Genomic DNA, 26,359 nt, shown 5'->3' with positions numbered 1-26,359 from the left:
CAGGTGCCCGCAAACCCCCATCGATGTCAGTGCTACCGGTAGACTGGAAGACAATCCCGCCCCCATGTGGGGACCGCCCGGGAAAAGCTGAGCAACGCTGATCAAGGCTTACCAACGCAACATGCCGCAGCCGCTCCGGCAACCTGCCGACGAGCCCGGCTCGTGCTGTGCCAGAAAGGGCGCTTCGTGGCCGATTCCGGCAACCCCAACGAGAACATCCCGTCCACCGACGCCGGCGTGAGCGGCGAGGCCGCCGGGACCCCCGCGGCCTCCGCCTCCTACGACGCCAGTGCCATCACCGTGCTCGAAGGGCTGGACGCGGTCCGCAAGCGGCCCGGCATGTACATCGGCTCCACGGGCGAGCGCGGTCTGCACCACCTGGTGTACGAGGTAGTCGACAACTCGGTCGACGAGGCGCTGGCCGGTTACGCCGACACCATCGACGTGACGATCCTCGCCGACGGCGGCGTGCGCGTCGTCGACAACGGCCGTGGCATCCCGGTGGGCATCGTGCCCTCCGAGGGGAAGCCGGCGCTCGAGGTCGTGCTGACCGTGCTGCACGCGGGTGGCAAGTTCGGCGGCGGCGGGTACGCGGTCTCCGGTGGTCTGCACGGTGTCGGTGTGTCCGTGGTGAACGCGCTGTCCATGAAGGTCGCCGTCGAGGTGAAGACCGACGGGCACCGCTGGACGCAGGACTACAAGATGGGCGTGCCGACGGCCCCGCTGGTCCAGCACGAGGCGACCGAGGAGACCGGGACGTCGGTCACCTTCTGGGCCGACCCGGAGATCTTCGAGACGACCGAGTACTCCTTCGAGACGCTGTCCCGGCGTTTCCAGGAGATGGCGTTCCTCAACAGGGGCCTGACGATCCGGCTCACCGACGAGCGCGAGTCGGCGAAGGCCACCAGCGGCGCGGACGAGGCGGGCGCCGACGAGAAGGCCGAGGTCAAGGCCGTCACGTACCACTACGAGGGCGGCATCGTCGACTTCGTGAAGTACCTCAACTCCCGCAAGGGAGAGGCGGTGCACCCGACGGTCGTCTCGCTGGAGGCCGAGGACAGGGACAAGAGCCTGTCCCTCGAGGTCGCCATGCAGTGGAACAGCGGCTACAGCGAGGGCGTGTACTCCTTCGCGAACATCATCCACACGCACGAGGGCGGCACCCACGAAGAGGGCTTCCGCGCGGCCCTCACCAGCCTGATCAACAAGTACGCGCGCGACAAGAAGCTGCTGCGCGAGAAGGACGACAACCTCACCGGCGACGACATCCGTGAGGGTCTGACCGCGATCATCTCGGTGAAGCTCAGCGAGCCGCAGTTCGAGGGCCAGACGAAGACGAAGCTGGGCAACACGGAGGCCAAGACCTTCGTGCAGCGGGCGGTCTACGAACACCTCAACGACTGGCTGGACCGCAACCCGGTGGAGGCCGCGGACATCGTCCGCAAGGGCATTCAGGCGGCCACCGCGCGCGTGGCGGCCCGCAAGGCGCGCGACCTGACGCGGCGCAAGGGCCTGCTGGAGTCGGCCTCCCTGCCGGGCAAGCTGTCCGACTGCCAGTCGAACGACCCCACCAAGTGCGAGATCTTCATCGTCGAGGGCGACTCCGCCGGCGGCTCGGCCAAATCCGGCCGCAACCCGCAGTACCAGGCGATCCTCCCGATCCGCGGCAAGATCCTGAACGTGGAGAAGGCGCGGATCGACAAGATCCTGCAGAACCAGGAGATCCAGGCGCTGATCTCGGCCTTCGGCACGGGTGTGCACGAGGACTTCGACATCGAGAAGCTCCGCTACCACAAGATCATCCTGATGGCGGACGCCGACGTCGACGGCCAGCACATCAGCACCCTGCTGCTGACCTTCCTGTTCCGCTTCATGCGGCCGCTGGTCGAGGCCGGGCACGTGTACCTGTCCCGCCCTCCGCTGTACAAGATCAAGTGGGGCCGGGACGACGTGGAGTACGCCTACTCGGACCGGGAGCGCGACGCGCTGATCGAGCTGGGCCGCCAGCGCGGCAAGCGGGTCCGCGAGGACTCCATCCAGCGCTTCAAGGGCCTCGGCGAGATGAACGCCGAGGAGCTGCGCGTGACCACCATGGACCAGGAGCACCGGGTCCTCGGCCAGGTCACCCTCGACGACGCCGCCCAGGCCGACGACCTGTTCTCGGTCCTCATGGGCGAGGACGTGGAGGCGCGCCGCCAGTTCATCCAGCGCAACGCCAAGGACGTCCGCTTCCTCGACATCTGAGTCGGTCTCAGCTGACCGCACCAGGAAGGATTCCCACCAGCAATGGCCGACGAGAACACCCCCGTCACCCCGGAAGAGGGCGGCGAAATCGTGATGCGTGTCGAGCCCGTCGGGCTCGAGACGGAGATGCAGCGCTCGTACCTCGACTACGCGATGTCCGTCATCGTCTCCCGCGCGCTGCCCGACGTCCGTGACGGTCTCAAGCCCGTCCACCGGCGGGTGCTGTACGCGATGTACGACGGCGGCTACCGCCCCGAGCGCGGCTTCTACAAGTGCGCCCGTGTGGTCGGCGACGTCATGGGCAACTACCACCCGCACGGCGACTCCTCCATCTACGACGCCCTGGTGCGCCTCGCCCAGCCGTGGTCGATGCGGATGCCGCTGGTGGACTCCAACGGCAACTTCGGCTCCCCGGGCAACGACCCGGCGGCGGCCATGCGCTACACCGAGTGCAAGATGGCGCCGCTGTCGATGGAGATGGTCCGCGACATCGACGAGGAGACCGTCGACTTCACGGACAACTACGACGGCCGTTCCCAGGAGCCGACCGTCCTGCCGGCCCGCTTCCCGAACCTGCTGATCAACGGCTCGGCCGGCATCGCGGTCGGCATGGCCACCAACATCCCGCCGCACAACCTGCGCGAGGTGGCGGCCGGCGCCCAGTGGTACCTGGAGAACCCCGAGGCCTCCCACGAGGAGCTGCTGGACGCGCTCCTGGAGCGCATCAAGGGTCCGGACTTTCCGACCGGTGCGCTGGTGGTCGGCCGCAAGGGCATCGAGGAGGCGTACCGCACCGGGCGCGGCTCCATCACGATGCGCGCGGTGGTCGAGGTCGAGGAGATCCAGAACCGCCAGTGCCTGGTGGTCACCGAGCTGCCGTACCAGGTGAACCCGGACAACCTCGCGCAGAAGATCGCCGACCTGGTGAAGGACGGCAAGATCGGCGGCATCGCGGACGTCCGGGACGAGACCTCGTCGCGTACCGGCCAGCGCCTGGTGATCGTCCTCAAGCGGGACGCGGTCGCCAAGGTCGTGCTGAACAACCTGTACAAGCACACCGACCTGCAGACGAACTTCGGCGCCAACATGCTGGCGTTGGTCGACGGCGTGCCGCGCACCCTTTCGCTGGACGCGTTCATCCGGCACTGGGTGACGCACCAGATCGAGGTCATCGTCCGCCGGACGAAGTTCCGGCTGCGCAAGGCCGAGGAGCGGGCGCACATCCTGCGCGGTCTGCTCAAGGCCCTGGACGCCATCGACGAGGTCATCGCGCTGATCCGGCGCAGCGATACCGTCGACGTCGCGCGCGGCGGCCTGATGGGCCTGCTGGAGATCGACGAGATCCAGGCCAACGCGATCCTGGAGATGCAGCTGCGGCGGCTGGCGGCCCTGGAGCGGCAGAAGATCGTCCAGGAGCACGACGAGCTGCAGGCGAAGATCAACCAGTACAACCAGATCCTCGCCTCGCCGGTCCGCCAGCGCGGGATCGTCAGCGCGGAGCTGACCGCGATCGTCGACAAGTACGGCGACGACCGGCAGACCAAGCTGATCCCGTACGAGGGCGACATGTCCATCGAGGACCTGATCGCCGAGGAGGACATCGTCGTCACCGTCACGCGCGGCGGTTACGTCAAGCGGACGAAGACGGACGACTACCGGGCGCAGAAGCGCGGCGGCAAGGGCGTGCGCGGGGCGAAGCTGAAGGAAGACGACATCGTCGACCACTTCTTCGTCTCCACCACCCACCACTGGCTGCTGTTCTTCACCAACAAGGGCCGGGTGTACCGGGCGAAGGCGTACGAGCTGCCCGACGCCGGCCGGGACGCGCGCGGACAGCACGTGGCGAACCTGCTGGCCTTCCAGCCGGACGAGGCGATCGCCGAGATCCTCGCGATCCGGGACTACGACGCGGCGCCGTACCTGGTCCTGGCCACGAAGGCCGGCCTGGTAAAGAAGACGCCGCTGAAGGATTACGATTCGCCGCGCTCCGGCGGTGTCATCGCGATCAACCTGCGCGAGCGCGAGGACGGCAGCGACGACGAGCTGATCGGCGCGGAACTGGTCTCGGCCGACGACGACCTCCTGCTGGTCAGCAAGAAGGCCCAGTCGATCCGGTTCACCGCCTCGGACGAGTCCCTGCGCCCGATGGGCCGTGCCACCTCCGGTGTCAAGGGGATGAGTTTCCGGGAGAGCGACGAGCTTCTCTCGATGAATGTCGTCCGACCCGGTACGTTCGTGTTCACTGCCACCGACGGTGGGTACGCGAAGCGGACCGCCGTCGACGAGTACCGCGTCCAGGGCCGCGGCGGCCTCGGCATCAAGGCCGCCAAGATCGTGGAGGACCGTGGGTCGCTCGTCGGCGCGCTGATTGTCGAGGAGAACGACGAGATCCTCGCCATCACCCTCTCCGGCGGTGTGATTCGTACGCGAGTCAGCGAGGTCAGGGAGACGGGCCGTGACACGATGGGCGTCCAACTGATCAACCTGGGCAAGCGCGATGCCGTGGTCGGCATCGCACGTAACGCCGAGGCCGGGCGCGAGGCGGAGGAAGTCGACGGCGACGTGGCCGTGGACGAGACCGCCGAGGGTGCCGCGACCGCCGGCACGGACGAGGGTGAGGCACCCTCGGCCGAGTAGCACGAGGAGTGAGTCATCGTGAGCGGAGCCACGGGCGCCGGATCGGCCGGTACCTCCACGGGTACGGAAACGGACGGCGGCGGCCGTGGCTCCGCCGCGCGTACGGCAAGTGCGAGCGACCCGCACACGACGAACCTGAAGCCGGTGAAGGCGTCCGAGAGGGACTCTTCCCGTACGTCTGGATCCCAGGGGGGAACGTTGACGGACACCCGAGGTCCGGCCGCGGCCGGCGAGGCACGGGCGGCGTCGCCGCTGCCCGGCGAGCGGCACCCGGAGCAGCCCGGCGGGCCGTACCACCCGCCGCAGGCCTATCCGGCGCAGGCCCCGGCCGGCGCGGTCCGCAAGCCGCGCACCGGCGTGCGCCAGCCGACGGCGCCGCGGACCCGCAAGGCGCGGCTGCGGGTGGCCAAGGCCGACCCGTGGTCGGTGATGAAGGTCAGCTTCCTGCTCTCCATCGCGTTCGGCATCTGCACGATCGTCGCCTCGGCGGTGCTGTGGATGGTCATGGACGCGATGGGCGTGTTCTCGACGGTCGGCGGCACGATCTCGGAGGCGACCGGCTCGAACGAGGCGAACGGCTTCGACCTCCAGGCGTTCCTGTCCCTGCCGCACGTCCTCACGTTCACGTCGGTCATCGCGGTCATCGACGTGGTCCTGGCCACGGCGCTCGCGACGCTCGGCGCGTTCATCTACAACCTCTCCGCGGGCTTCGTGGGCGGCATCGAGCTGACCCTCGCGGAGGACGAGTGACGGCCCCCGACAACCGATTTTGGGACTGACGGGATCGTGCGCTAACCTTCAGGAGTCAGCGCGCGGGACACACACCGCAAAGCGCGGCGGGGCTATAGCTCAGTTGGTTAGAGCGCATCCCTGATAAGGATGAGGCCACAGGTTCAAATCCTGTTAGCCCCACCAGCGAGAAGAACCCCCAGTCTTAACGACTGGGGGTTCTTGACGTTTATGGGTGACCTCTTCTTCCCGTCGGTATCCCGGTGCCGAAGGGGGCCGGGGAGACGGGAATGCCCGACCGCTGGCGACGGGGGATGCACCAGCGATCGGGCTATGGCCAAGGGTAACAAGGTTGCCGGTGGCGTGGGGCCAAGTCCGGGGGGAATCAAGCAGGTTGGCCGATCATCGACCGCACGGAGGGTCGTAGGAGAGGCGGGGCAGGTACTCGTGCCAGCGCTGTTTCGTCAGGACGCCCCGGGTGACCGCGCAGATGTGGCGGATCGCCGTTCCGGTGTCCAGGTTCCACAGGCGGACCGTGTCCGTGCCGCTGGAGACGCCGAGGACGCGGCTGCCGGGACTGAAGGACAGGAACGTGCCCGTCTTGGCGTTGGGGCTCATCGACTGGCCGACCGGGGTGGCGTCGGCGGGGTCGGCGACGTTCCACAGGCGGACCGTGTTGTCGTTGCCGCCGCTGGCCAGCGTGTGGCCGGCCGCGGCGAACGTCAGGGACGTCACCGCCTCGGTGTGGCCGGTCAGCGGGGCGCCCAGGGCGCTCGCCGCGGCCGGGTCGGTGACGTTCCACAGCCGTACCGTGTCGTCGTCGCTGCCGCTGGCCAGCGTGTCCCCCCGCGGGCTGAAGGCGAGCGTGTTGACCGGCCCGGTGTGCTCGGTGAGCGGCTTGCCGAGCGCCGCGGCGCGCGCCGGGCGGGTGACGTCCCATAGCCGGATCGTGCTGTCCGCGCTGCCGCTGGCCAGCGTGTGCCCGTCCGGGGCGAAGGCGAGGGCGTTGACATAGCCCCGGTGGCCGGTGAGCGGTGTGCCGAGCCGTACGGCGTGCGCGGGATCGGTGACGTCCCACAACTGGATGGTGCGGTCGTCGTAGGCGGTGGCCAGGGTGTGCCCGTCGGGGCTGTAGGCCAGCGCGTCCGGGCCCATGAAACGGGTCCGCAGGATCAGCGGCGGGCCGGCCGCGACCGGGTGGGCGGGGTCGGTGACGTTCCACAGGTGCACCGTGCGGGCGCCGGTGAGGACGGCGAGGACGCGGCCGTCGGGGGAGAACAGCAGCGAGCGCTGGTCGCCGTCGGCCCGCATGAACGGCCTGCCGAGCGGCACGGGCCGGCCGGGCCGGGTCACGTTCCACAGCCGTAGCCTGCCGTCCCGGGCGGCCGTGGCCAGCACCCGGCCGTCCGGCCGGAACGCACCGGTCCGGCCGATCATGTCCGAGGCCGGCACCGACCACAGCCGCACCTTGCCGTCCCCGCTGCCGGTGGCGAGGGTACGGCCGTCCGGGCGGAACCCGAGCGCGTACATCTCCCCGCTGCTGCCCGCGAGCGGCTCGCCGACCTGGGACGGGGACGCCGGGTCGCTGACGTTCCACAGGCTCGCGGTGCTGTCCGCGCTCGCGGCGGCCAGCCGGTCCCCGTCGGGACTGAACGCCACCGACCAGACCGGCCCGGTGTGCCCGGTCAGCGGCGAGCCGGCCGGCGCCGCGCGGCCGGGCACCCGTACGTCCCACAGCCGTATGGTGTCGTCCGCGCTGCCGCTGGCCAGGGTGTGCCCGTCGGGGCTGTAGGCCACCGAGTGCACCAGGTCCGTGTGCCCGCGCAGCGTCCTGACCTGGGCGGGCCGGCGCGGCGCGGACACGTCCCACAGCCGGATCGTCTCGTCGTCGCCGCCCGTCGCCAGCGTCCGCCCGTCCGGGCTGAACACCACACAGCGCACCGCGGCGCTGTGGCCGCGCAGCACGGACAGCGCGACGGGCCGGCGCGGGTCGGTCACGTTCCACAGCCGTACGGTGCTGTCCTCGCCGGCCGTGGCCAGGGTGCGGCCGTCCGGGCTGAACGCGACCAGGTAGATCGTGCCCCGGTGGCCGGTGAGCGGCGCCCCGAGCGGCAGCGGGCGCGCGGGGTCGCCGACGTCCCACAGCCGGACCGTGCCGTCGTCGCCGGCGCTGGCCAGGGTGCGGCCGTCCGGGCTGAAGACGGCGCTGCTCACCCAACTGGTGTGCCCGGTCAGGGGCTTGCCGAGCGGGGCCGGGCGGTGCGGGTCGGCCACGTTCCACAGCCGGACCGTGTGGTCGTAGCTCGCCGTGGCCAGGGTCTTGCCGTCGGGGCTGAACGAGGTGAGGTAGACGGCACCGGTGTGGCCGGACAGCGGGGTGGCCAGCGGCGCGTTCACGATCGACAGCAGCCTGCTGTACGTGCCCTCGTCGTCGGACCGCAGCCGGTGCGCGACCAGGTCGAGCTGGGCGGCCAGCGACGGATCGCTGTGCTGCACCCGGTCCGCCTCGGCGAGGACCTGCTCGAACACGGCGTCGTCGCGCTGCTTCCAGGCGATCACCGCGGAGCCGGCGGCCAGCACGGCCAGTGCCACCAGCGCCGCCACCGCGGCCCTGCTCAGCCACACCGTGCGCTTGCGCAGCCGCACCGAGGCGGCCAGGAACTCCACCGCGCTGCGGGTCAGATAGGTGTCCCCGGCCGACCGGGCCCAGCTACGGGCCTGCTCCAGCCGCGAGCCCCGGTACAGCAGCGAGCTGTCCCGGCCCGAGTCCTCCCAGGCCCGGCCGTCCTCCTCCAGCCGCTGGCGCAGCAGGTGGTCGCCCCGGCCCTCGTCGATCCAGTGCCGCAGCCGGGGCCAGGCGTGCAGCAGCGCCTCGTGGGTGATCTCCACGGTGTCCGCGTCCAGCGTCACCAGCCGGGCCCGGACCAGGGCCTCCAGCGACTCCTCGGTCTTGTCCGGGTCCGCCGACTCCTCGGCGAGCTGCCGCCGGGTGCCGCGCCGGCGCGTGGCCTGGGTGTCCTCGCCCAGCCGGACCAGCCGCAGCAGCAGCAGCCGGGCGGCGGCCCGGGCCGCGGGGTCCAGGCCGGACCAGGCCCGCTCGGCGGTCGCGGCGACCGCGCCCTGGATGCCGCCGGCCGCGCGGTAGCCGGCCAGCGTCAGCCGGCCGGCCTTGCGGCGCTGCCAGGTGGCCAGCAGGGCGTGCGACAGCAGCGGCAGCACGCCCGCGTCGTGCGCCCCGCGCGGGCCGTCGGCGCTCACCTCGCGCACGATCAGCTCCGCGAGCCCCGGCTCCAGCTCCAGCCCCACCGCCTTCGCCGGGCCGGTCACCGCCTCGCGCAGTTCGGTGCCGGTCAGCGGGCCGAGCACCATGTGGCGGTGCTGGAGGGCGTCGGCCAGCTCCGGGTAGCCGAGGCACTGCTCGTAGAAGTCGGCCCGTATGCCGAGGACGACCCGGACGGGCGCGGGTCCGGCGGAGCCGGGGGGCGGGGTGCAGGCGGCGTGCAGGAAGCGGATGAAGGTACGCCGGTCCGCCTCGTCGGCGCAGAGGGTGAACGCCTCCTCGAACTGGTCCACGATGACGACCGGCCGGGCGTCCGGCGCGGTCGCCCGGCCCGCCCAGGCCGCGACCGCCTCGCGTACGGCCCGCGCGATGTGCGGGGCGTCGCAGCCCGGCAGCGCCGGGTTCCGCGCCGCCGCCCGCTCGGCCCGGCACGCCTTCGCGGCCACGGCGGCCAGCTCGGGGATACGGCGCACCAGCTCGCCCAGCGGATCGGGGCCGGGGACGAGCTGGAGGACGGGGCCGGGGGGATCGGCGGGGTGGGCGGGAGCGGGGCTTGCGGATGGGTCGGAGGGGGAGGGAGGTGCGGGGGATGCGGTGGGATTGCCGGTACCCGTGGGGCCGTTGGTGCTGCTGGGAGTGGTGCCCGGGGCACCCGTGGGCCTGCTGGTGCCGGTGGCACCGGGAGGCCGGCCGGTTCGCTGCGGGGCGGGGTGGAGCGGTGCCGCCTGGTCGTGCGGGGCGGGATGGCGGGGCGGGGCCGGGGACGGGCGGGCCGTGGCATTCGGGTCGGCCGGTGACGGGCGGGTCGTGGAGTCCGGGTCGGCCGGGGCGGGCTGGGACGGGAGAGGAAGGGAGATCTGCCCGGCGGGACCGGCGGCCTGGGCAGGGTGTGCCGCCCTGTCGTGCCGGGCGGGACGGGCCTCGGACGGGTGGGCCGTCGTGTCCTGGCGGCCGGGGGCGGCCTGGGCAGGGTGGGTTGCCGGGTCCGGGCGGGCCGGGGTGGTCTGGGTCGGGTAGGTTGCCGGGTCCGGGCGGGGCCGGGGGGACGGGAGCCGGGTGTCGGGCGGTGGGGCGGTCCGGGCCGTGGGGGTACTCAGGGCGCCGCCGCGGATGGCGGGGACCAGGCCGGCGTTGAGCAGGGACGACTTCCCGGCGCCGGACGCGCCGACCAGCATGACCAGTCCGCCCGACCGCTCGGCCGCGCGGAGCTGGGCGACGAGGGCCCTCGTACTGCGTTCCCGGCCGAAGAACCACCGGGCGTCCTCCCACCGGTAGGGGGCCAGCCCGCGGTACGGGCACACACCCCCGGCGACGGGCGGCGCCTGGGCCGGCGGCCGCCGGTTCTCCTCGGCGGGCGGCGCGTGGCGGTCGCCGGCCGGGCCGGTCAGGGCCAGCTCCCACAGCCGCTGCCAGTGGGCGAGGTCGTAGAGTCCGGTGGAGACCGGGGCGGGGCGCAGCCGCCGGGCTTCCGGGATCAGGATCTGGAGGACCGCCGCGAGGGCGGCGAACTGGGCCGGTACGTTCTTGGCCCGGCGCCAGTCACTGATCCGCTGCGCGGACACCCGTACGGGCCGGCCGCGTTCGTCGACCCGCTGCAGCCGTACGACCGCCTCGGCGACACTCTTCAGGGGAGGGTTTCCGGCCTCCTTGTACAGCAGCGCGAGCCGCTCGGCGAAGGCTGTGCGTGCCCCTGAGTCGGAACTCAAGGCCCCACCCCTTACTTTCCCCCGCGTGTGGACGTCCGGACCGGAAAACCCACCCTATACGTCTGACCTGCGGTTAAGGGGAGGACTTCAGTCCGGAACCTCCTCGTGGGGGACGACAGATGGCAGGATCCGAACCCGGTAGTGGACCGGTCACCCACTGTCCGGACAGGCCACCGCCTCAGTGCTCGGAGAGACAGCCCGCGGCACCGAACGTTCTCGGTCAAATTCGGTCACCCCGCGCCGCGTGCGGCGGCTGAGCCACGCGCGACCCAGAGAGCCGGCACTCCGGCCCCGATCTTCGATCCGTGCCGCGCCGACATGGCACGGGTCGACGGCCCCGCACCGTTCGGCACCGGTCCCCACGAGGGGAGGGACCGGTGCCGGGCGGGCGGGAAGCTGAAACCGGCGGTCTTCCCCACGCCGTCCGTCCACACCGCCCGTGCGCCTCGGCGGTGCCCCGGCCGCAGTGGAAGTTCAACCGTCGTGGGAGCTCAACCGTCGTGGGAGTTCAGCCGGCCGGCGGGACATCAGCCGGCGGCCAGCTCCAGCCGTAGCCGGCGAGCGCGCGGGCCCGGGCCTCCGCGACCGCCGTACGGGCCGCCAGTTCGGCGGGGTCGGCATGGGCGGCCTGGCCGGTGACCTGTCCGCCCCACTTGCGGTACAGCAGACCGGTCCGCGCGGTGAACCAGCCGCGGCTGACCGCGTCCAGCGCCAGCAGCAGCCCGGTGTCCTCGGAGGCCGGCAGCGCCATCCAGCCGCCCAGGGCGAGCAGCAGCTCGCGCCGTACGCACAGGCTCGCCGGATGGACCGGCAGGCGGAAGCCGTTCCGCTGCCAGCGGGCGAGCACGGTCCCGCGCTCCACCGGGCCGTCGCCGGGGTCGCCGGGGAAGCCGGCGGTGGAGCCGTCGGGCAGCAGGTCCAGGACGCGGGAGGCCGTCCAGCCGACGGCCGGGTGCGCCTCCAGCACGGCCAGGTCGCGGGCGAGCGCGCCCGGCGTGAGCTGGTCGTCGGCGTCCAGCACCTTGACGTACCCGCCCTCGGCGCGCGCCAGCGCGAGCGTCCGGGCCACGCCGGGGCCGCCGGGCCGGCCCTGCCGGAAGGAGACGCGCGCGTCGTCCGGGACGTACGGCCGGACCTCGTCCGTCGTGCCGTCCTCCTGGACGAGCCACTCCCACTCCCAGCCGGCGGGCAGCCGCTGTGCGCACAGGGAGGCGTACGCGTCCGGCAGGAACCGGGCGGACGGGCCGTGGACAGCGGTGACTACGGTGACGCGCCGGCTCACGGCAGCGCTCACCACCTTTCCGTGGGGCGGGGCGAGTTGCGGCTGCCAGCATGGCCTACGGCGGGCCGGGGCAAACGCGAGACCCCCGGCCGGTGCGGCCGGGGGTCTTTCCGTTTCGACTGGTGCGTACGCAAGTCGCCGTGGTGTCGAGACGTTGCGGTACTGCGCGCGGGCCGGCTCAGCACAGGAGCGGCGCCGGGGCGTGGCCCGGGGCCGGGACCTCCGCCTGCCGCGGCTGGGCTTCCGCGGATGCTTCCGTCTGGACTTCCGTCTGGGCCGGTGTCAGGGGCCGGTGGCGGCAGCTCGGGGACTTTCCGTGGGCCTCGGCCCTGATCCGCTGCTTCATCGTGGGGGGCAGGGCCCTGGCGTGGGACCAGGCCCAGTGGCGCGTCGCCGGGACCGCCGGGTTCGTGCGGTGCGCGGTGCCGGTGCGCGGGCTCTCGGTCCGGGGACCGGCCGCGGCGGCGGTGGCGGTGCCCGCGGTGACGAGACCGAGCGCCGTGCACAGCGCGAGGAAGGCGGTGACGATGGCGGTCCACAGCTTCATGACCTTGTTCTGGGCCATGACCCCTCACTTTCGGGTTGGGCGATTTGCGTACTTTGTTCATCATGTGTATGGGGGCGGGGAAGTGGTGGACCGACGCCCGTGGCGCGTCGATGTTCCGATGAACACCACCCGGATGGCCGCAAGGCGGTCGGAAAGCTCCCATAAGCCGATGAGCGCGAGCGAAAGGGGAGCAAGGTAACTGTACGTGCGGGTGTGGTCACCCTGCGGCCAAGACGGCGTCCGACCTGGGCTATCGCGCTCGCGGGGGCGGGAGTTGGGGCCCGGCGCAGGTCACCGATCGATATCGGTCGGTGTGTATAGTCGGGCGCCAGAGGTCCCCTACGTCAAGGAAAGACGAGGTCGCGCGGTGAAGAAGCTGCTCCTGGTCGCACTGGCCGCCATCGGCGGGCTCCTCGTGTACCGCCAGATCCAGGCGGATCGCGCCGAGCAGGACCTGTGGACGGAGGCGACTGACTCCGTGCCCACGGGTTCGTGAGTCCCGAAACCGAAGCACATACCGAATCTGTACGGACCCCGGCCGCCTGAGCGGCCGGGGTTCTGTGCTTCCCGCCGGGCCTCCGGGGCGTCTCGCGTTGCGGGGGCGTGCCGGGTGAGGTAGGCGGAGGGGCGGGGGCGTGCCGGGGTGGCGCCGGTTTCGGACGGGTGTACCCGTTGCCCGGATGGCGCAGGGCCGGCCGGGGCAGGATGGGCCCGGTCCGGCGGGTGGTGCGACGACGGGGGTGGTGGCGCGTGCGGAGGCGAGCGGGCGGGGCTGCGGCGGGACGGTGGCGGCGGGCCGCCGCGAGGGCCCGGCGCGTCGCACTGGTGCTGCCGGCGGCCTGGGCCGTCTCGCTGTCCGGCCCGGTGACCGCCCTGGCCGGCGCCGCGTCGGCGGCCGCCGCTCCGGTTGTGGCGGCGCCGGCTGTCGCCGCTCCGGCTGTCGCCGCTCCGGTTGTCGCCGCTCCGGCCGTCGCCGGTGCGCGGTCGGAGTCGGGGCGCGCATCGGGAGTGGGGCGCGCATCGGGAGCGGTGCCGGAGGCGGGGCGGGGCTCGGGAGCGGTGTCGGAGGCGGAGTCGTACGCCTTCGTGCCCGGCGCCCGGAGTGTCGTGGGCGCGGCGGACACCTCGGCCGCCGAGGCGCTGGAGGCCGGCCAGACCTACCGCAGCTCCCTCCCGCGCGGCGGCAGGCTCTACTACCGGCTGCGGCTCACCGCCACGGACACGGCGTACGTCCCCGTCACCGCCGTACCGCCCGCGGACGCCACCGTCACCGCCACCGACGGCATCCGCGTCTCGCTCCGGGACGCGCACGGCACCTCCTGCTCCTACGCCTCCGCCCGCTTCGGCGCCGGGCTCAGCCCGCGCCCGGTCACGGCCCTGGGGCAGCGCGAGACGGGCAAGGCGCTGTGCCAGGGGGCGGGCACGTACTACCTGCTCGTCGAGCGTCTCGACGCCCAGGGTGCCGGCACGGCGGCCACGTCCGGGCGGTGGGACCTGGAGATCACGCCCGCCACGGAACCGGGCCTGGCCCGGGCCGGCGCCACGGACCCGCCGCGCGCCTGGGACTCCGCCACCCCCGCGCCCCTCCCCGGCCGGCCCCGCGACCGCACCGGCGGCACCGGGTTCGCCACCGCGCGCCCGCTCGGCCAGGGCGTCTGGCGGACGGCCCTCACCCCCGGCGAGACCCGGTTCTACGCGGTGCCGCTGGACTGGGGCCTGCGCCTGCACGCCTCGGCCGGGCTGGACGGCGCCCCGGGCCACGGCTACGCCGGCGGCGCCCTGAACCTCTCCCTCTACAACCCCGTCCGCGGTTACGTCGACGGCATCTCCCTCGGCTACACCGGCGCCGCGAAGTCCGCCGCGCTCGCTCCGCTGCCGCCGGTGGAGTACGCCAACCGGTACGCCGTCCCGGCCGGCGTGACCTCCGTCCGGTTCGCCGGCCACTACTACCTGGTCCTGCACCTCAGCACGCGTCTGGCCGGCACGTTCGGGCAGGGGCCGTTCGAGGTGACCCTGCGGGTACGGGTGGCCGGGCGGACGCACGCGGGACCCGGATACGCCGGCAGCCCCGAGCCCGGGGGCGTCTTCACGGTCACCGAGCGGGACCGCGCGGCCGCGCTGGCCGGGGGCACAGGAGGCACCGGGGGCCCGGGACCGGGCGGGGCGGGCGGCGGGAACCGGGCGATGCGGCTGGTCGCCGTCGGCGGGATCGGCTCCGGGACAGCGCTGCTGCTGGTCCTCGGCGGCTGGACGGTGGCGGCCCGCCGCTCGCACGCGCGCACCCGGTGAGGTGAGCGGGCCCGGCCCCGGCGAAGACCGGCTCGGGCGGCGCAGAGCCGGTCAGCAGCCGACCTGTGGCCGGTCAACAGCCGGTCGGTGGCGGGGGCAGTGGCCGGTCAGTAGCGGGTCAGCGCCCAGAAGCCGACCGCGTAGCAGGCGAGCGCCAGCAGCAGGATCACGAGTACGGCGCGGGCGGGCGGTCCGGGCCGCGGGGCCGCGCGCCGCGCCCGCCGGTGCCGGGGCTGCGAGACGGGACGGGCGGGAGAGACGGGAGGGGCCCCTGCGGTGGCTCGCGGGTCGCGGGCCGTGTACGCGGCGGTGTCGGTGGTGGCGTCGAGGGGCGGGGGCGGCAGGGGCCCAGGAGCCCGCGTCGGCATCGGCACGGGTGCGGGAGGGGGCGGGAAGGTGTGTGGGTGCGGGGCGGGTACGGGATCGGGGGGCGGGGGCTGCTGGGGTGGCGGCAGCCGGAAGCTGCCGGTGTCCGACAGGGAGCCGGTGTGGGTGGGTTCGCCGGAACCATGGGCGGGCGTGCCGGAACCCGTGACCAGGCTCCCGCTCGTCCCCGCGCTCATGCCCGCGCTCGCGTCCGCCCGCGCGCCCGGCGTACCCGCGCTCACACCCCCGCCCCCGTCCGCCCGCGCGCCCGGCACCGCTCCCGTGCCCGAGTGCCCGCCCGAGCCAGTGTCGGTGCTGTCGCCCGTAACGCCGCCCGTGCCCGGTGCCGTACCCGGACGCCTGGCCGAGTCCGTGCCCGTGCCGTCCCCTGTAATCCCGCCTGTGCCCGGTGCCGTACCCGGACGCCTGCCCGGGTCCGTACCCGTGCCAACCCCCGTAACCCCGCCTGTGTCCGGCGTCGTCTTCCTCCCCGGCACCAGGTCCAAGGCGACGCCGGACGCCTGGCGGAGGGGGCCTGCGGGGCCGAAACCGGGGGGCAGGGGGCCGAGTTGGTCGAAGATCTCGACGAGTTCGTCGTCGGGGCCGGGCTCCGGCAGGAGTTCCGCGGCGTCGGCGAGCGCCTTGCGCGCTCCCGTGGCCGTACGGAAACGCCGTGCGGGGTCGGGCTGGAGCAGCGAGGCGACGACGCCCCAGACCGGTTCCGGGATGCCCTTCGGCGCGCCGGGCGTGCCGTGCTCCTCGAAGTACCGCACGAGGGCGCCGGCGTCCGGCTTGGCGCCCTGGAGGAGGTAGAGGGCGACCAGGCCCACGGCGAACAGGTCGGCGGGGAAGTCGGGTTCGGCGCCCAGTAACTGCTCGGGGGCGAGGTAACCGGGCGTGCCCACCACGAGGTTGGTCTCCGTCAGCCGGGGTTCGCCGAGCCGCATGGCGATGCCGAAGTCGGAGAGCCTGAGGCGTGGCCGGCCGGTGCCGGTGGCTTCGAGGAGGACGTTGGCGGGCTTGATGTCCCGGTGGACGACGTCGTCCGCGTGGACGGCGGCGAGCCCGGACAGCAACTGGTCGAGGAGCGTGCACACGAAGGCCGGCGGCAGGGGGCCGTAGTCGTTGACCAGGTGGACCAGGGAGCCGCCGGCGACCAGGTCCATGGTGAACAGCACCTTGTCGTCGTCGGCGGCCCAGCTGGCCGGGGCGAGGACGTGCGGGTGGTCGATGCGCAGCCCCTGCTCGCGGACGAAACGGAGCAGGGAGTGGGCGTCGCGCTGCCGCAGGACCTTCGCGGCCACGTAACGCCGTCGGCGATGGTCCCAGGCACGCCATACGGCGCCCACGCCACCGCGTCCGATCGGGTCGGCCAGCTCGTACCGGCCGGCGAAGACCTCACCCATGACAGCCGCCGCTCCTCTTCCCGGCCCTGTGCGGCCGACCGCTCGCGGACATCCCGTGCCCCGGCCGGTCCGGTTCCCCCCGGCGGACCGGCCCGTGGATCAGTTCGGGCGGGAGTGGATCAGTTCTGGTGGGACTGGTAGTGCGCGACGGCGTCGGCGGTGCGGCCGGCGCCGTAGACGCGGAGGAACTCCGCGAGTTCGGGGTGGCTCGGCGCGAGGGCGTCCGCGGCGTCGATGATGTCGCCGGCGGCGGCCACCGAGCGGAGCAGCGACTGGATCTCGCGGACCACGCGCTTGACCGTGGGCGCGCCCGAACTGGTGGTGGTCTGGGTGGTGTTGTTGAGCACGGATCCCCCTTGCGACTTCTTGATCTCGTCCATGCGGTCGGTCGCCTCGGCGGCGCTGACACTGCCGTCCGCGACCTGGGCCGCCAGGTCCTGGAGCAGCTGCACCCGCTGGACGACCGCGGGATTGCCGATCTTGGCACGCTGACCGCTCATCAGCTGGGAGAGCATCGGAGCGGAAAGACCGAGGACCGCCGCGAGCCGCGCCTGGTTCAGCCCGAGATCGTCGATGAGCTTACGGAAGAGCGCCCCCAGCGGCTCCCCGTACCAGTTCCGCTGCAGCTCGCGCGCTCTGGCGGTGGCTTCCTGCTGTGCGGCGTCCATGGCGTCTCCCCATCGCTTCCCCTGAAGAACCGCGGTTCGCTGTAGCGAACCACGTCGAGCATCTTACGGAGAGTGGTCATCCGCGGGGACCCCCAATCTTTTTGCGGAATACGGGGGGTGACCCGGTACTCTGGTCTGCGGCACCCGCCGGGAAGCAGACCGTCCGGCCGGGAGCCGCTGCGCGGGGCCTTAGCTCAGTTGGTAGAGCGCCGTCTTTGCATGGCGGATGTCAGGGGTTCGACTCCCCTAGGCTCCACTCCTCGAATGCCCCTCTGACCTGCGGAAACGCTGTCAGGGGGGTCTTTTTGTCCTGATTATCTGTGCTGGCATGTCAGCACGATGGTGCTGACATGTGTCGCCTCCCCCGCTGGAATCCCCTAGGCTCACGCAGCTCTCGTGGCGCTGGTCCCAGTGGCTTCCAGATGACCTTGGTGTGCGACTTTCTGGTTTCCTACTTGTTTGACACAATGGGGTCATGTCTGAGACGACGTACAGCATTGGCGAGGGGCCGGCGACGCGGGTGAGCCTCTCCCTGCCCGAAGGAACCGCAGAGGCCATCCGTGCCAGGGTTGGTAAGCGGGAGTTCTCCGCGTTCATCGCCGCAGCCGTCGAGCGGGAGCTGCGGGGGCAGGTGCTGGACGAGTACCTGGCTGATTACGAGAGTCGCAAGGGGCCGGTCTCCGAGCAGGCACGGCACCAGGCGCGGCAGGTGCTCGACGAAGTGTTCGCCGAGAAAGACCAATGGCCCGCCGCAAGCTGAGTCACGAGGGGACGCTGGTCCTGGACAGCGAGGGGTTTTCCAAGCTGCTTGCCGATGACGAGACGGTGGTGGCCCTGGTCGTGGAGGCGCGCTCGCGTGGCATGGAAGTGGTGATCTGCGCACTCACCATCATCGAGGCCGTGCACGCCCGCACGAACAAGGCTCGGCTGAGCTGGCTGCTGTCCGGCCTCCGCGTCATCCCGGTGGGGGATGAGGAGGCGAAGGCGGCCTCAGCCCTGTTGATGGCCGTCGGCTTGCACGGTCATAAGTACGCCATCGACGCGGCCGTGGCCGAGGCCGCCCTGCGGCAACAGCGTCCAGTGGTCATGATGACGTCCGGCATCGACGACATGGCCAAGCTCTGCGGTGACCGGGTTCGGCTCGTCGCGGTGTGAGGCGCGAAGCGAGTGATCCGGAGAAAAGCACCAGATATGCAGCGAGGGTGAACTCAGTCGGGCGTGATGCAGACGCCTGGTCAGCCGGTCGACCGAGAACTCGAAGAGAATCCGTGTCTTACCTGAGCCTGCGGCCAGACGAAGGGCGGTCTGCAACGCGGAAATCCGGTGCTGGCCATCGGTCAGTACCGGAGGGATGGGGGATGGCGTCGGTGAGAGTCCGTGGAGCAGGCCGGAAGCGCTGCACGGGGTACCGGCGTCATTGTCTGCCCGGCCTTTCGGTCAGGCACCGGACGTGGGCGTAGCCGAGGCGGGGCGCGAAGGTCGTCGGGCTGTGCCAGAGCAGCGGCGCGGCCCTCTCCGCCGGCAGGAGGGGATTCCGGCAGGGGAAGCAGGTCGGCTGCGGTTTGTCGGCCAGCCTTGCCGTCTGTTCGTGCAGGATGCGGCGACCGCGGCCGACGTGGCAGGTCCGGCGCTGCCGACAGGGGACGCAGCTCTCGTGGTGGTCGTGCCAGTCGTACCAGGTGACGTACCAGGCGAGCCTGGCCGAGTAGCAGGGCAGGCAGCCCCACCAGGGAAGAGCAGCCGACAGCTCCACGGTGGTGGTCTCGGCCGGGCTGGTGCACCAGACGCACGCCTCGCCGGCCAGGGCCGCGGGAGGCAGGGCCTGCGGGAACTCGTGTACGGCGATGAGCTGGTGCAGGCGTGCCAGCTCACCGGCGTCCTGCACGGTCACCGGCCCAGCTCCATCAGCAGGTCGTGCAGGGCATGGCGGATCGGGCAGAGGTTGGTGAAGTCCGTGCAGTCCGGGCAGTCGCCGGGGTGTCGGCCGCGGGCGGCATGTACGGCGCTGCGCAGGCAGCGACGGCAGGCACGCGGGAACCAGTGCGCGCCGCTGTCGGTGACACGCTCGTTCAAGTCGATGGCCGTATCGGTGGTCAGCACCTCCCCGCCCCACACGCACTCCGCGCCGCGCGTCCGGGCGTCGCATAGCAACTCCAGCCGCGGCAACAAGATGTGCGGCACGAAGTCGACCGGGAGAACCAGCACCGCAGTGGTGCGGGCAGATGTCATGCCGGTACCTCCGTCGCATCACGGCCCCGCTGGATGAAGGCGGCGACGTCCGGCAGCTCGCAGAGATGGTCACGGCCGTAGGGCTGCACCACCCAGTAAGCACCGGGCGGGGCGGTGATGCCGAGGTCCGGTACGCCGAGGTAGGTGCCGGGGCCGAGCAGCGGCGTATCCGTGCCCCCGTCCCAGCGGGCGTCGGCGCGGTAGGGCACCAGCGCCCAGTAGGTCGGACCCAGAGCGGTGCGCACGTCCTGGATGACCGGGCCGTTCAACTGATCCCGGACGGCGGCGGCCACCGCACGGGGCTCGCCGGTACCCACGGCCGCGTGCACGATGCCTCCCGGCATCCGCACGGCGCCGAGCCCGATGCGGAGCGGCAGCACCGCCAGGCGCTGCATCGACCACTCCAGGCGCACCTGACCGGTCGTGCCGTGCGCACCGGCGAGCCAGGCGCGGATCACCTCGGGAGGTTCGGGCGTTCTCGACTTGCTGATACCGGGGTGTGGCGGGTTCACCACGCTCGTGATGTCGCTGGACATGAGTCGGACCTCCACGATCGGCGCGATGAGGAAACGCGACCGACCGTAGAGGCCTACGCACTGAGGGTGAGGCAGGGATCCTGCCCCGTACTCACGCGGCCAACATGCCCAGCTTGACCGCCAGCTCCGATGCGCGCTGTCGGCGCTCGGGCTGTTTCGCCTCGGTCTCCTCCAGCACGATGCGGCGCGCGTACCCGTTGTACTGGATCGTCTCGGGCGCCGACTCCCACGCCTTGTCGAGCGTTGCCAGAGCGGTGTCCGGCTGCCCGTCGAGCTGGTAGGCGCGGGCCTCCTCGATCCTGTGCCGGGCCCGGCGCGGCCGTGATTTGATCACTTGCTTGTCCGCGCGCGCGGCCTGCCGGACGGACTCGCCACCCTGGTGTAACTCGACGGCGACGGTGACGGCGTGGGCGCCCATGATGGCCCGCGAGAAGCTGGTCACCGGGTGGTAGTAGTCGGCGGGCAGCTTCTTCGAGGTCTTCTCCGCTTTGTCCCACCACCCCCATGCCTCTCCGACCTCGCCGCGGCGGGCGGCCGTGTACCCGGCCTCGAACTGGAGGGCGCCGGCGATGGCCAGCACCTTGTCGTCGGCGTCGGGGAGGTGCGGTTCGAGGTAGCGCAGAGCTTGCAGGGCGACTGCGTCGGCTGCGTCGAAGTGCGCCGACCCGCTGTCGCGGTGGGCTTGGGCGGTGAGCCACGCGGCGACGCCGACGGCGTGCGGGTCTTCGGAGTCCTGGGCGGCGACCATGCCGCGTTCAGCGACCCGCCACAGCAGGGCGGCGTCGGGCTGGTAGGCGACGAAGAACTGCGACAGCGAGTACACCTCGGAGAGGACGGCCTGCGCCGCGCGCCGGTCCGCCGCGGTGCCGGCTTGCCAGGCGGCGAGCTGCGCATCCCGGATCAGGTCCGGGAGCAGGCCGCCGACGACCTCGCGATGGTTCGGCGCCTTGTGCCGGGCGGCCCATGCGGCGTCGAGCCGGTGGCGGAGGTGCAGTGTGGACGGTGCCTCCCTGTCGGCTGACCGGGGGAAGGCGTCCACTGCGGCTTTCACGGCGCCGAGCTTCGGATGGCCGGGGCCGGTGAACAGGTCGACGTGCAGGCTCTGGTCGCCGGTGAGGTCGGCGAGGTCGCGGACGCGGAGGAGTTCGGCGATGCGCAGGATCATGGACAGCTTCGGGGGGTGCATCACACCGGTCTCCACCTGCTTCACCCAGGAGACGGACTTGCCGAGCAGTCCAGCCAGGACGGTTCGGCTCATGCCTCGGCGCTGACGCAGGACCTGCATCCGTTGTCCGAAGACGAGCGGGGTGGCATAGGGGTCGGGGGTAGCAGCAGATGGCACGGTCTCGCCCCAATCTCTGTCAGCTTCGTCACTGTCAGGGTATGGGGCGGGACCTTCCTCATGTCAGCCCTTGCGGAGGTGGGCGGCCAGGAGCACGTATCCGTCGAAGGCGCGCACTCGTGACGTCAGGCTGTCGACGAAGCGCGGGTGGGACGGGCCCGGGTCAGGGGGTGGGTGGGGTCACCGTGTCGCCGGGGTCGTGACGCGGCGGGCCGTCGTGGTGTCCTGTGCGACCGGGGCCGTCGCGCTGCCCAGGAGTCGCAGTGCCGCCTCGGACGGTGAGCCGGGCTCGGCGGTGTAGGCGATCATGCGCTGACCCGAGGTGCCCGGCAGGACGAGGTTCTCGAAGCTGAGTTCCATCGCGCCGACCAGCGGGTGCCGCAGGTGCTTCACCCCGGAAGTGCAGGTGCGCACGGGGTGCCTGGCCCAGCGGGAGGCGAACTCGTCGCAGTTCATGGTGAGCTGCCCGACCAGCTCGGCCAGCGAGCGGTCGTCGGGGTGGCGGCCGGCCTCCAGCCGCAGGGCGGCCACGGCGAGTTGCGCCTGGTCGTCCCAGTTCGCGTACAACTCGCGGTACTGCTCGTCCAGGAACAGCATCCGGGTCAGGTTCGGGCGGGTGGCCGGTGTCTCCGGGCTCTCGGGCGCCAGGTGGCCGGCGAGCAGCGCGTGGCCCAGGTGGTTCCAGGCCAGGACGTCGTTGCGCCGGTCCAGGATGAGGGCCGGCACGTCGGTCATGGCCGCCAGCAACTGCCGGGCGGAGGCGCTGGCGTGCGCCACCCGGGGCGGTGCGGGGCGGGACGACGCGGTGGCGGGACGGGCGAGGTCCTTCAGGTGGGCCGTCTCGTCGTCGGTGAGGCGCAGCGTGCGCGCGAGTGCGTCCAGCAGGCCGTCGGAGACACTGGTGGCGCGGCCCTGCTCGAGGCGGGTGTAGTGGGTGATGCTGATGTTGGCCAGCATCGCCAGTTCCTCGCGGCGCAGACCGGTGACGCGGCGGCGGGTCGGGTGCGGGGTGATGCCGACTTCCTCCGGGCGCAGCGCGGCGCGGCGCGACTTGAGGAAGTCTCCCAGCTCGGACGAGGCGTCCATTCATGCCTCCAGGGCGGCGGAGTGCGACAGGCTGTGCCAGTGATCTCCCATGATGCCCGCCGGGCGTAAAGGCTGGAAGCCGTAAGGGTGGTCCTGTGATGACTACCCTCGTACTGGCTGTGCAACGCAGGGTTCTGGCTTGGAATCCGCACGCCGACGAGCCTTTTCCTCAACGGCGCGTGCCGCGAACGAGAGCGCCGCGTGTCAGGAACCAGAGAACCAGAGGATCCAGAGGAAAGGGACTCGACGTCATGTCTGTCACTGATACGGAGGCGGCCGGTACCGCGCCCGGCACTGCCGTCGACCCGGCACCAGCGGTGCTCACCCCCCGGCTCCGACTGGTGCTGGTACTGCTGCTCGCCACGCAGTTCATGCTCGCCGTGGACTTCGCCATCCTGAACGTGGCGCTGCCGGTGATCGGCAATGACCTGGGCTTCTCGCTGTCGCGCCTGCAGTGGATCGGTACCTCGTTCGCGCTGTGCGCGGCGGGCTTCACCCTGCTCTTCGGCCGGGTCGCCGACCTGTTCGGCCGCCGCCGGCTGTTCCTCGGCGGTCTCGTGGTCCTGGGCGCGGCCTCCCTCGTGGGCGGCCTGGCGCAGAACCCGGAGATGCTGATCGTGGCCCGCGTGTTCCAGGGTCTGGCCACCGCCGCCGTGACCCCGGCCGCGCTGTCGCTGATGACGACCTCCTTCCCGGAGGGCCCGCTGCGCCAGAAGGCGCTCGGCCTCAACGGCGCGCTGATGTCCAGCGGTTTCACCACCGGCGCCATCCTCGGCGGCGTGCTGACCGACCTGCTGTCGTGGCGCTGGTCCTTCTTCATCAACGTGCCCGTCGCCATCGCCGTACTGATCATCGCGCCGACGGTCATCAAGGAGTCCCGCCTCGAAGAGCGTCCCAAGCTGGACCTGCCCGGCGCCATCAGCGTCACGCTCGGTCTGCTGGCCATCATCTTCGGCCTCACCCAGGCGGGCGAGAAGGGCTGGGGTTCCGCGCAGGCCCTGCTGTCGCTGGCCGCGGGCGCGGTGCTGCTGGTGGTGTTCTACGCCGTCGAGCGCAAGGTGTCCGCTCCGCTGGTGCCGCTCAGCGTGCTCGGGAAGCGGTCGGTGGCCTGGGGCAACGTCGCCGGTCTGATCGCGTTCCTCACCGAGTGCTCCCTGGTCTTCCCGCTGACCCTCTACTTGCAGGACGTGCTCGGCTTCTCCGCGCTCGCCGCCGGCCTGTCCTTCGGCATCCTCGGCCTGGGCACCGTCACCGGTGGTGTCACGGCCCCGAAGTTCATCGGCAAGCTGGGCAGCAAGCAGACGCTGATCGTCGGCGGCATCCTGCAGACCGTGTTCACCGCGGCCCTGGTCGGCCTCGGCGACGACCGCTCGTGGATGTGGCTGATGCTGGTCGCCAGCTTCCTCGGCGGTGTCGGCAACATGCTCGTCATCGTGGGCTTCATGGTGACCGCCACCACGGGTCTGCCCAACCACGAGCAGGGTCTGGCCACCGGCCTCGCCACCATGACCCAGCAGGTCGGCATCACGATGGGCACGCCGATCATGAGCGCCGTCGTCACCGCGGCCATGGCAGGGACGGGAGCCACCGCCATCCTCGGCGGTCTGAAGGTCGCGATCGCGGTGAACGCGGCCATCGTCCTCCTCGGTGTCCTCACCAGCGCCGTCTTCCTGCGCAGCGACCGGACCCCCGCGCACTGACCGCGCACGGCACCGGCCGGCTTCCCCTCCCGTGCACCGCCCTCCACCCGGAGGGCGGTGCACGCGTATGAGGAGAAGGGGAGACGAGGGGAGAGGGGCGGAGAGGGGCGGAGAGGAGGGAGAGACGGGCGGGCCGGCCGGGAGCACCGGATCCTCGGCGGCCTGGCCCGGACCCGCCCGTACGACTCGACGACGAGCCCTCGCCGCCACTCCTCCACGCCCGCACCGGGCGTGTTCTTTCGTGCTCCGGGACCTGCGGCAGGCGCGGCGGGACGGTGTGGGTGAGCGGGCGTATCGGACGCCTTCAGGCGGGCGGCCCCACAGGGGCTCGGCGGGCCGCCCTCACCACCGAGCCCACCGAGCCCACCGAGTGCGCCGAGCCCACCGAGCGTCCCCGCCCACTCCGCACGTGCCGTGCGTGCCGCACGTGCCGTGCGTGCCGGACTCTCCCGGACTCCGAGGAGACGACGGCGTACCCCCGGACTCCGGGACGAGAAGGCGCACCCCCGGACTCCGGGGACGAGAAGGCGTACCCCCGGACTCCCAGGAGGAGAAGCCGTACCCCCAGCCTCCCGCCCCGTACACGCAAGGTGGGTGGGCACCCCGTGCGTAGGCACGGCGTCGGACCCCGCACACGCCGAAGCCTCGCCTGGCCGGCTCCCGGGATTCGGGGGCCGGCCAGGCGAGGCCGAGGGGTGGGGGGTGGCGCGCTGCGGTCTTACGCCGTGAAGGGGAACGTGAAGTTCTTGAACAGGTCGGTCTCCCCCGCGTCGGCGCCGCGCAGGCGCAGGGCGTAGCTGAGCAGGGAGTGGTCGAGCATCGAGATGCGGTCGCCCTCTTCCCTGGCGCCCTCGGACAGGTCCTCGATGACCCAGGCGATGGCCGAGCGGCCCTCGTAGCGGTCCCGCGGGGCGAACATCAGCTCCGGGGCGCCGATCTCGCCGAGGATGTTGAGGACGTAGCTGACCGGGAACGCGCGGTTCGCCCGGTTGTCGTCGATGCGGTTCTCGTAGGGGCCGGTGCGGTCCAGGTCGGGGAACGAGTCGGCCATGCGCACCAGTGCCTCGTCCGGGATCAGGTCCATCCGGCCGGTCATCATCGACAGTTCGATGATGTACGGGTAGGCGTTGCCCCGGGGCGAGTAGTTCTCCCCGGGATCGACGGTGTCGAGGACCGCGGCGACGTCCTTCATGAAGGTGTCCAGGTCGGGCAGTTCGTCCGCCAGGCGCCCCAGGTTGTGCAGGGCGATGACGTAGTACTGCGACATGTGGACGCGGGTGTCCCAGGGGATCCGGCCCATCAGGTCCCTGGCCTCGGCCAGGGCGTCGATCGGCTGCGTCAGATACTCCGGCCTGCCGCACATGGCGACGGCGTTCAGCATCGTCAGCAGCGGATAGACCTTCTTCCACGGGGTCGGCATGGGGTTGGGGAAGGCCGGCCAGTTGCCCACCTCGTCGGCCCGCGTGAGGTATTCGAGGACCTCCCGCATGTAGTCGCGCTCGCCGTCGAAGATGTGCTCGGTGTAGTCGAGCAGTGCGAGCACGGACATCAGCATGCCGCCCACGCGTCCGCAGAAGTAGGGGATGGGGATGCGGTCCAGCAGGTTCAGCGCCTCGACGACGTGGTTGCGCTCGGCGGTGACCAGGCGGTCGCGCAGACCGAGCTGTCCGAGGGCGAGGAAGACGGTGCAGCAGGCGGAGACCCGCTCGTACTCGCCGTGCCGGCCCTGGTTGTCGTCCTCGATCTGGTCCGGAGCGATCTCGTCGAGCATGCCGAGGACCTCGGCCGGGAAGTCCACGTCCTCGTTGACCAGCAGGGACAGGTCGAGGTCCAGCTTGGCGAACGCGTCCATGAGGATGCTGCCGGCCGTGGCCCGGTAGTACGGGTTGGGCACGGCCCGGACGGCGTCCAGCAGCGGTCCCACGGCCGGCTCTATCCAGGCGCGGTCGCCGCCGGGTTCGAGGACCCGCAGCGTGAAGTCCGCCATGTCCCGGCTGAACAGGGTGTAGCCGTCGGACGGCGACACCTTCTTCGCGAGCTGGTCGAAGCTGTCGCGGATGTGGCCGGCGATCGCCGGGTCGTAGTCGATGGGGTACTGGCCGAGTCCGATGCCGCGGAGCATGCGGCTCCACGGGGTCGCGATCATCCGGGACTCGTTGGGCATCTCGTTCAGCCCGGAAAGGGGAAGGGAACGCGGGACAGCGTGCATGGGTGCGGTCCTCCAATGGGGACGGTCGCCGTACGAGGGCTTTTTCAGGGAATTCGAGGGGCGGGTGAACGGGGGCCGTTCCCGAGGGGTGCCCTTAGGGTCT

The 26,359-nt window shown here is 71.9% G+C and carries 19 protein-coding genes and 2 tRNA genes; 10 read left to right on the top strand and 11 right to left on the bottom strand.

Going from position 1 to position 26,359, the window contains the following annotated elements; translation table 11 throughout:
* The first annotated feature begins 162 nt into the window (after positions 1–162).
* The 4 genes from gyrB (at position 163) to ACH4OA_RS08070 (ending at position 5,796) form a co-directional block, all read left to right on the top strand.
* Positions 163–2,244, top strand: coding sequence for a DNA topoisomerase (ATP-hydrolyzing) subunit B (gyrB, locus tag ACH4OA_RS08085; RefSeq protein WP_397936538.1), 2,082 nt, complete (start codon positions 163–165; stop codon positions 2,242–2,244).
* 42 nt (positions 2,245–2,286) lie between these two features.
* Positions 2,287–4,881 (top strand): DNA gyrase subunit A, encoded by a 2,595-nt coding sequence (gene gyrA, locus ACH4OA_RS08080; protein WP_397936536.1) that lies wholly within the window; start codon positions 2,287–2,289, stop codon positions 4,879–4,881.
* A gap of 18 nt (positions 4,882–4,899) precedes the next feature.
* Entirely contained in the window at positions 4,900–5,631 is a 732-nt protein-coding gene (locus tag ACH4OA_RS08075) for a DUF3566 domain-containing protein (RefSeq protein WP_365871624.1), read from the top strand.
* Between the two features lie 88 nt (positions 5,632–5,719).
* Positions 5,720–5,796 (top strand) — tRNA-Ile (locus tag ACH4OA_RS08070).
* Between the two features lie 216 nt (positions 5,797–6,012).
* Here the strand turns inward: ACH4OA_RS08070 and ACH4OA_RS08065 are convergent.
* The 3 genes from ACH4OA_RS08065 to ACH4OA_RS08055 form a co-directional block, all read right to left on the bottom strand.
* The gene (locus ACH4OA_RS08065; RefSeq protein ID WP_397968176.1) at positions 6,013–10,596 is read right to left on the bottom strand and encodes a WD40 repeat domain-containing protein; all 4,584 of its coding nucleotides are present in this window, start codon (positions 10,594–10,596) and stop codon (positions 6,013–6,015) included.
* 508 nt (positions 10,597–11,104) lie between these two features.
* Positions 11,105–11,890: a glycosyltransferase family 2 protein gene (locus tag ACH4OA_RS08060; protein WP_397968173.1), complete on the bottom strand. Its 786-nt coding sequence runs from the start codon at positions 11,888–11,890 to the stop codon at positions 11,105–11,107.
* Between the two features lie 166 nt (positions 11,891–12,056).
* A complete protein-coding gene (locus ACH4OA_RS08055; RefSeq protein ID WP_365871664.1) occupies positions 12,057–12,443 on the bottom strand; it encodes a DUF6344 domain-containing protein in 387 nt (128 codons plus the stop codon).
* A 349-nt stretch (positions 12,444–12,792) separates the two neighbouring features.
* Between ACH4OA_RS08055 and ACH4OA_RS08050 the strand changes: the two genes are divergently transcribed.
* Positions 12,793–12,921: a DLW-39 family protein gene (locus ACH4OA_RS08050; RefSeq protein WP_003999697.1), complete on the top strand. Its 129-nt coding sequence runs from the start codon at positions 12,793–12,795 to the stop codon at positions 12,919–12,921.
* A 563-nt stretch (positions 12,922–13,484) separates the two neighbouring features.
* Positions 13,485–14,714 carry a hypothetical protein gene (locus ACH4OA_RS08045; RefSeq protein ID WP_397968170.1) on the top strand — a complete coding sequence of 410 codons (1,230 nt, stop codon included), beginning with the start codon at positions 13,485–13,487 and terminating at the stop codon, positions 14,712–14,714.
* Between the two features lie 107 nt (positions 14,715–14,821).
* Here ACH4OA_RS08045 and ACH4OA_RS08040 read toward each other — a convergent pair whose 3' ends face one another.
* Both ACH4OA_RS08040 and ACH4OA_RS08035 read right to left on the bottom strand, forming a co-directional pair.
* Complete coding sequence (locus tag ACH4OA_RS08040; protein WP_397968167.1) at positions 14,822–16,486, bottom strand: serine/threonine-protein kinase; 1,665 nt, start codon at positions 16,484–16,486, stop codon at positions 14,822–14,824.
* Positions 16,487–16,605: 119 nt separating this feature from the next.
* Positions 16,606–17,154, bottom strand: coding sequence for a helix-turn-helix domain-containing protein (locus tag ACH4OA_RS08035; protein WP_397936525.1), 549 nt, complete (start codon positions 17,152–17,154; stop codon positions 16,606–16,608).
* A 183-nt stretch (positions 17,155–17,337) separates the two neighbouring features.
* Here ACH4OA_RS08035 and ACH4OA_RS08030 point away from each other — a divergent pair.
* The 3 genes from ACH4OA_RS08030 to ACH4OA_RS08020 all read left to right on the top strand — a co-directional run bounded on the left by ACH4OA_RS08030 (position 17,338) and on the right by ACH4OA_RS08020 (position 18,309).
* Positions 17,338–17,410: transfer RNA gene (locus tag ACH4OA_RS08030), tRNA-Ala, on the top strand.
* 219 nt (positions 17,411–17,629) lie between these two features.
* Positions 17,630–17,914 carry a hypothetical protein gene (locus ACH4OA_RS08025; protein ID WP_397936523.1) on the top strand — a complete coding sequence of 95 codons (285 nt, stop codon included), beginning with the start codon at positions 17,630–17,632 and terminating at the stop codon, positions 17,912–17,914.
* The gene (locus tag ACH4OA_RS08020) at positions 17,896–18,309 is read left to right on the top strand and encodes a DNA-binding protein (RefSeq protein ID WP_397968166.1); all 414 of its coding nucleotides are present in this window, start codon (positions 17,896–17,898) and stop codon (positions 18,307–18,309) included. Before ACH4OA_RS08025 ends, ACH4OA_RS08020 begins: the two co-directional genes overlap by 19 nt.
* Before the next feature lie 259 nt (positions 18,310–18,568).
* Here ACH4OA_RS08020 and ACH4OA_RS08015 read toward each other — a convergent pair whose 3' ends face one another.
* The 5 genes from ACH4OA_RS08015 to ACH4OA_RS07995 all read right to left on the bottom strand — a co-directional run bounded on the left by ACH4OA_RS08015 (position 18,569) and on the right by ACH4OA_RS07995 (position 22,347).
* Positions 18,569–19,045, bottom strand: a complete 477-nt coding sequence (locus ACH4OA_RS08015) for a hypothetical protein (RefSeq protein ID WP_397968163.1) — start codon at positions 19,043–19,045, stop codon at positions 18,569–18,571.
* The gene (locus ACH4OA_RS08010) at positions 19,042–19,383 is read right to left on the bottom strand and encodes a hypothetical protein (RefSeq protein WP_397968160.1); all 342 of its coding nucleotides are present in this window, start codon (positions 19,381–19,383) and stop codon (positions 19,042–19,044) included. Before ACH4OA_RS08010 ends, ACH4OA_RS08015 begins: the two co-directional genes overlap by 4 nt.
* Positions 19,380–19,919, bottom strand: a complete 540-nt coding sequence (locus ACH4OA_RS08005) for a hypothetical protein (protein WP_397968158.1) — start codon at positions 19,917–19,919, stop codon at positions 19,380–19,382. The genes ACH4OA_RS08010 and ACH4OA_RS08005 overlap by 4 nt, the downstream gene beginning before the upstream one ends.
* Before the next feature lie 91 nt (positions 19,920–20,010).
* On the bottom strand, positions 20,011–21,204 hold the full coding sequence (locus ACH4OA_RS08000) for a helix-turn-helix domain-containing protein (RefSeq protein WP_365871690.1): 1,194 nt from the start codon (positions 21,202–21,204) through the stop codon (positions 20,011–20,013).
* 237 nt (positions 21,205–21,441) lie between these two features.
* Positions 21,442–22,347 carry a helix-turn-helix transcriptional regulator gene (locus ACH4OA_RS07995; protein WP_365871680.1) on the bottom strand — a complete coding sequence of 302 codons (906 nt, stop codon included), beginning with the start codon at positions 22,345–22,347 and terminating at the stop codon, positions 21,442–21,444.
* 251 nt (positions 22,348–22,598) lie between these two features.
* Here ACH4OA_RS07995 and ACH4OA_RS07990 point away from each other — a divergent pair, with 251 nt between their 5' ends.
* Positions 22,599–24,047 carry an MFS transporter gene (locus tag ACH4OA_RS07990; RefSeq protein ID WP_365871682.1) on the top strand — a complete coding sequence of 483 codons (1,449 nt, stop codon included), beginning with the start codon at positions 22,599–22,601 and terminating at the stop codon, positions 24,045–24,047.
* A 718-nt stretch (positions 24,048–24,765) separates the two neighbouring features.
* Here ACH4OA_RS07990 and ACH4OA_RS07985 read toward each other — a convergent pair.
* Positions 24,766–26,256, bottom strand: coding sequence for a hypothetical protein (locus ACH4OA_RS07985; RefSeq protein ID WP_397945936.1), 1,491 nt, complete (start codon positions 26,254–26,256; stop codon positions 24,766–24,768).
* Between the last annotated feature and the right edge of the window lie 103 nt (positions 26,257–26,359).

Source organism: Streptomyces sp. NPDC017095 (assembly GCF_044332325.1).
GTDB lineage: Bacteria > Actinomycetota > Actinomycetes > Streptomycetales > Streptomycetaceae > Streptomyces.
Note: the sequence above shows the minus strand (reverse complement) of the source record. Positions and strands in the feature narration are given on the sequence as shown.

Bases quoted from the DNA above. Each gene is read 5' to 3' on its own strand.
- gyrA (WP_397936536.1), top strand. From the start codon at position 2,287: ATGGCCGACGAGAACACCCCCGTCACCCCGGAAGAGGGCGGCGAAATC.
- ACH4OA_RS08055 (WP_365871664.1), bottom strand. From the start codon at position 12,443: ATGGCCCAGAACAAGGTCATGAAGCTGTGGACCGCCATCGTCACCGCC.
- ACH4OA_RS08040 (WP_397968167.1), bottom strand. From the start codon at position 16,486: ATGGGTGAGGTCTTCGCCGGCCGGTACGAGCTGGCCGACCCGATCGGA.
- ACH4OA_RS08035 (WP_397936525.1), bottom strand. From the start codon at position 17,154: ATGGACGCCGCACAGCAGGAAGCCACCGCCAGAGCGCGCGAGCTGCAG.
- ACH4OA_RS08025 (WP_397936523.1), top strand. From the start codon at position 17,630: ATGTCTGAGACGACGTACAGCATTGGCGAGGGGCCGGCGACGCGGGTG.
- ACH4OA_RS08020 (WP_397968166.1), top strand. From the start codon at position 17,896: ATGGCCCGCCGCAAGCTGAGTCACGAGGGGACGCTGGTCCTGGACAGC.
- ACH4OA_RS08010 (WP_397968160.1), bottom strand. From the start codon at position 19,383: ATGACATCTGCCCGCACCACTGCGGTGCTGGTTCTCCCGGTCGACTTC.
- ACH4OA_RS08005 (WP_397968158.1), bottom strand. From the start codon at position 19,919: ATGTCCAGCGACATCACGAGCGTGGTGAACCCGCCACACCCCGGTATC.
- ACH4OA_RS08000 (WP_365871690.1), bottom strand. From the start codon at position 21,204: ATGCAGGTCCTGCGTCAGCGCCGAGGCATGAGCCGAACCGTCCTGGCT.
- ACH4OA_RS07995 (WP_365871680.1), bottom strand. From the start codon at position 22,347: ATGGACGCCTCGTCCGAGCTGGGAGACTTCCTCAAGTCGCGCCGCGCC.
- ACH4OA_RS07990 (WP_365871682.1), top strand. From the start codon at position 22,599: ATGTCTGTCACTGATACGGAGGCGGCCGGTACCGCGCCCGGCACTGCC.
- ACH4OA_RS07985 (WP_397945936.1), bottom strand. From the start codon at position 26,256: ATGCACGCTGTCCCGCGTTCCCTTCCCCTTTCCGGGCTGAACGAGATG.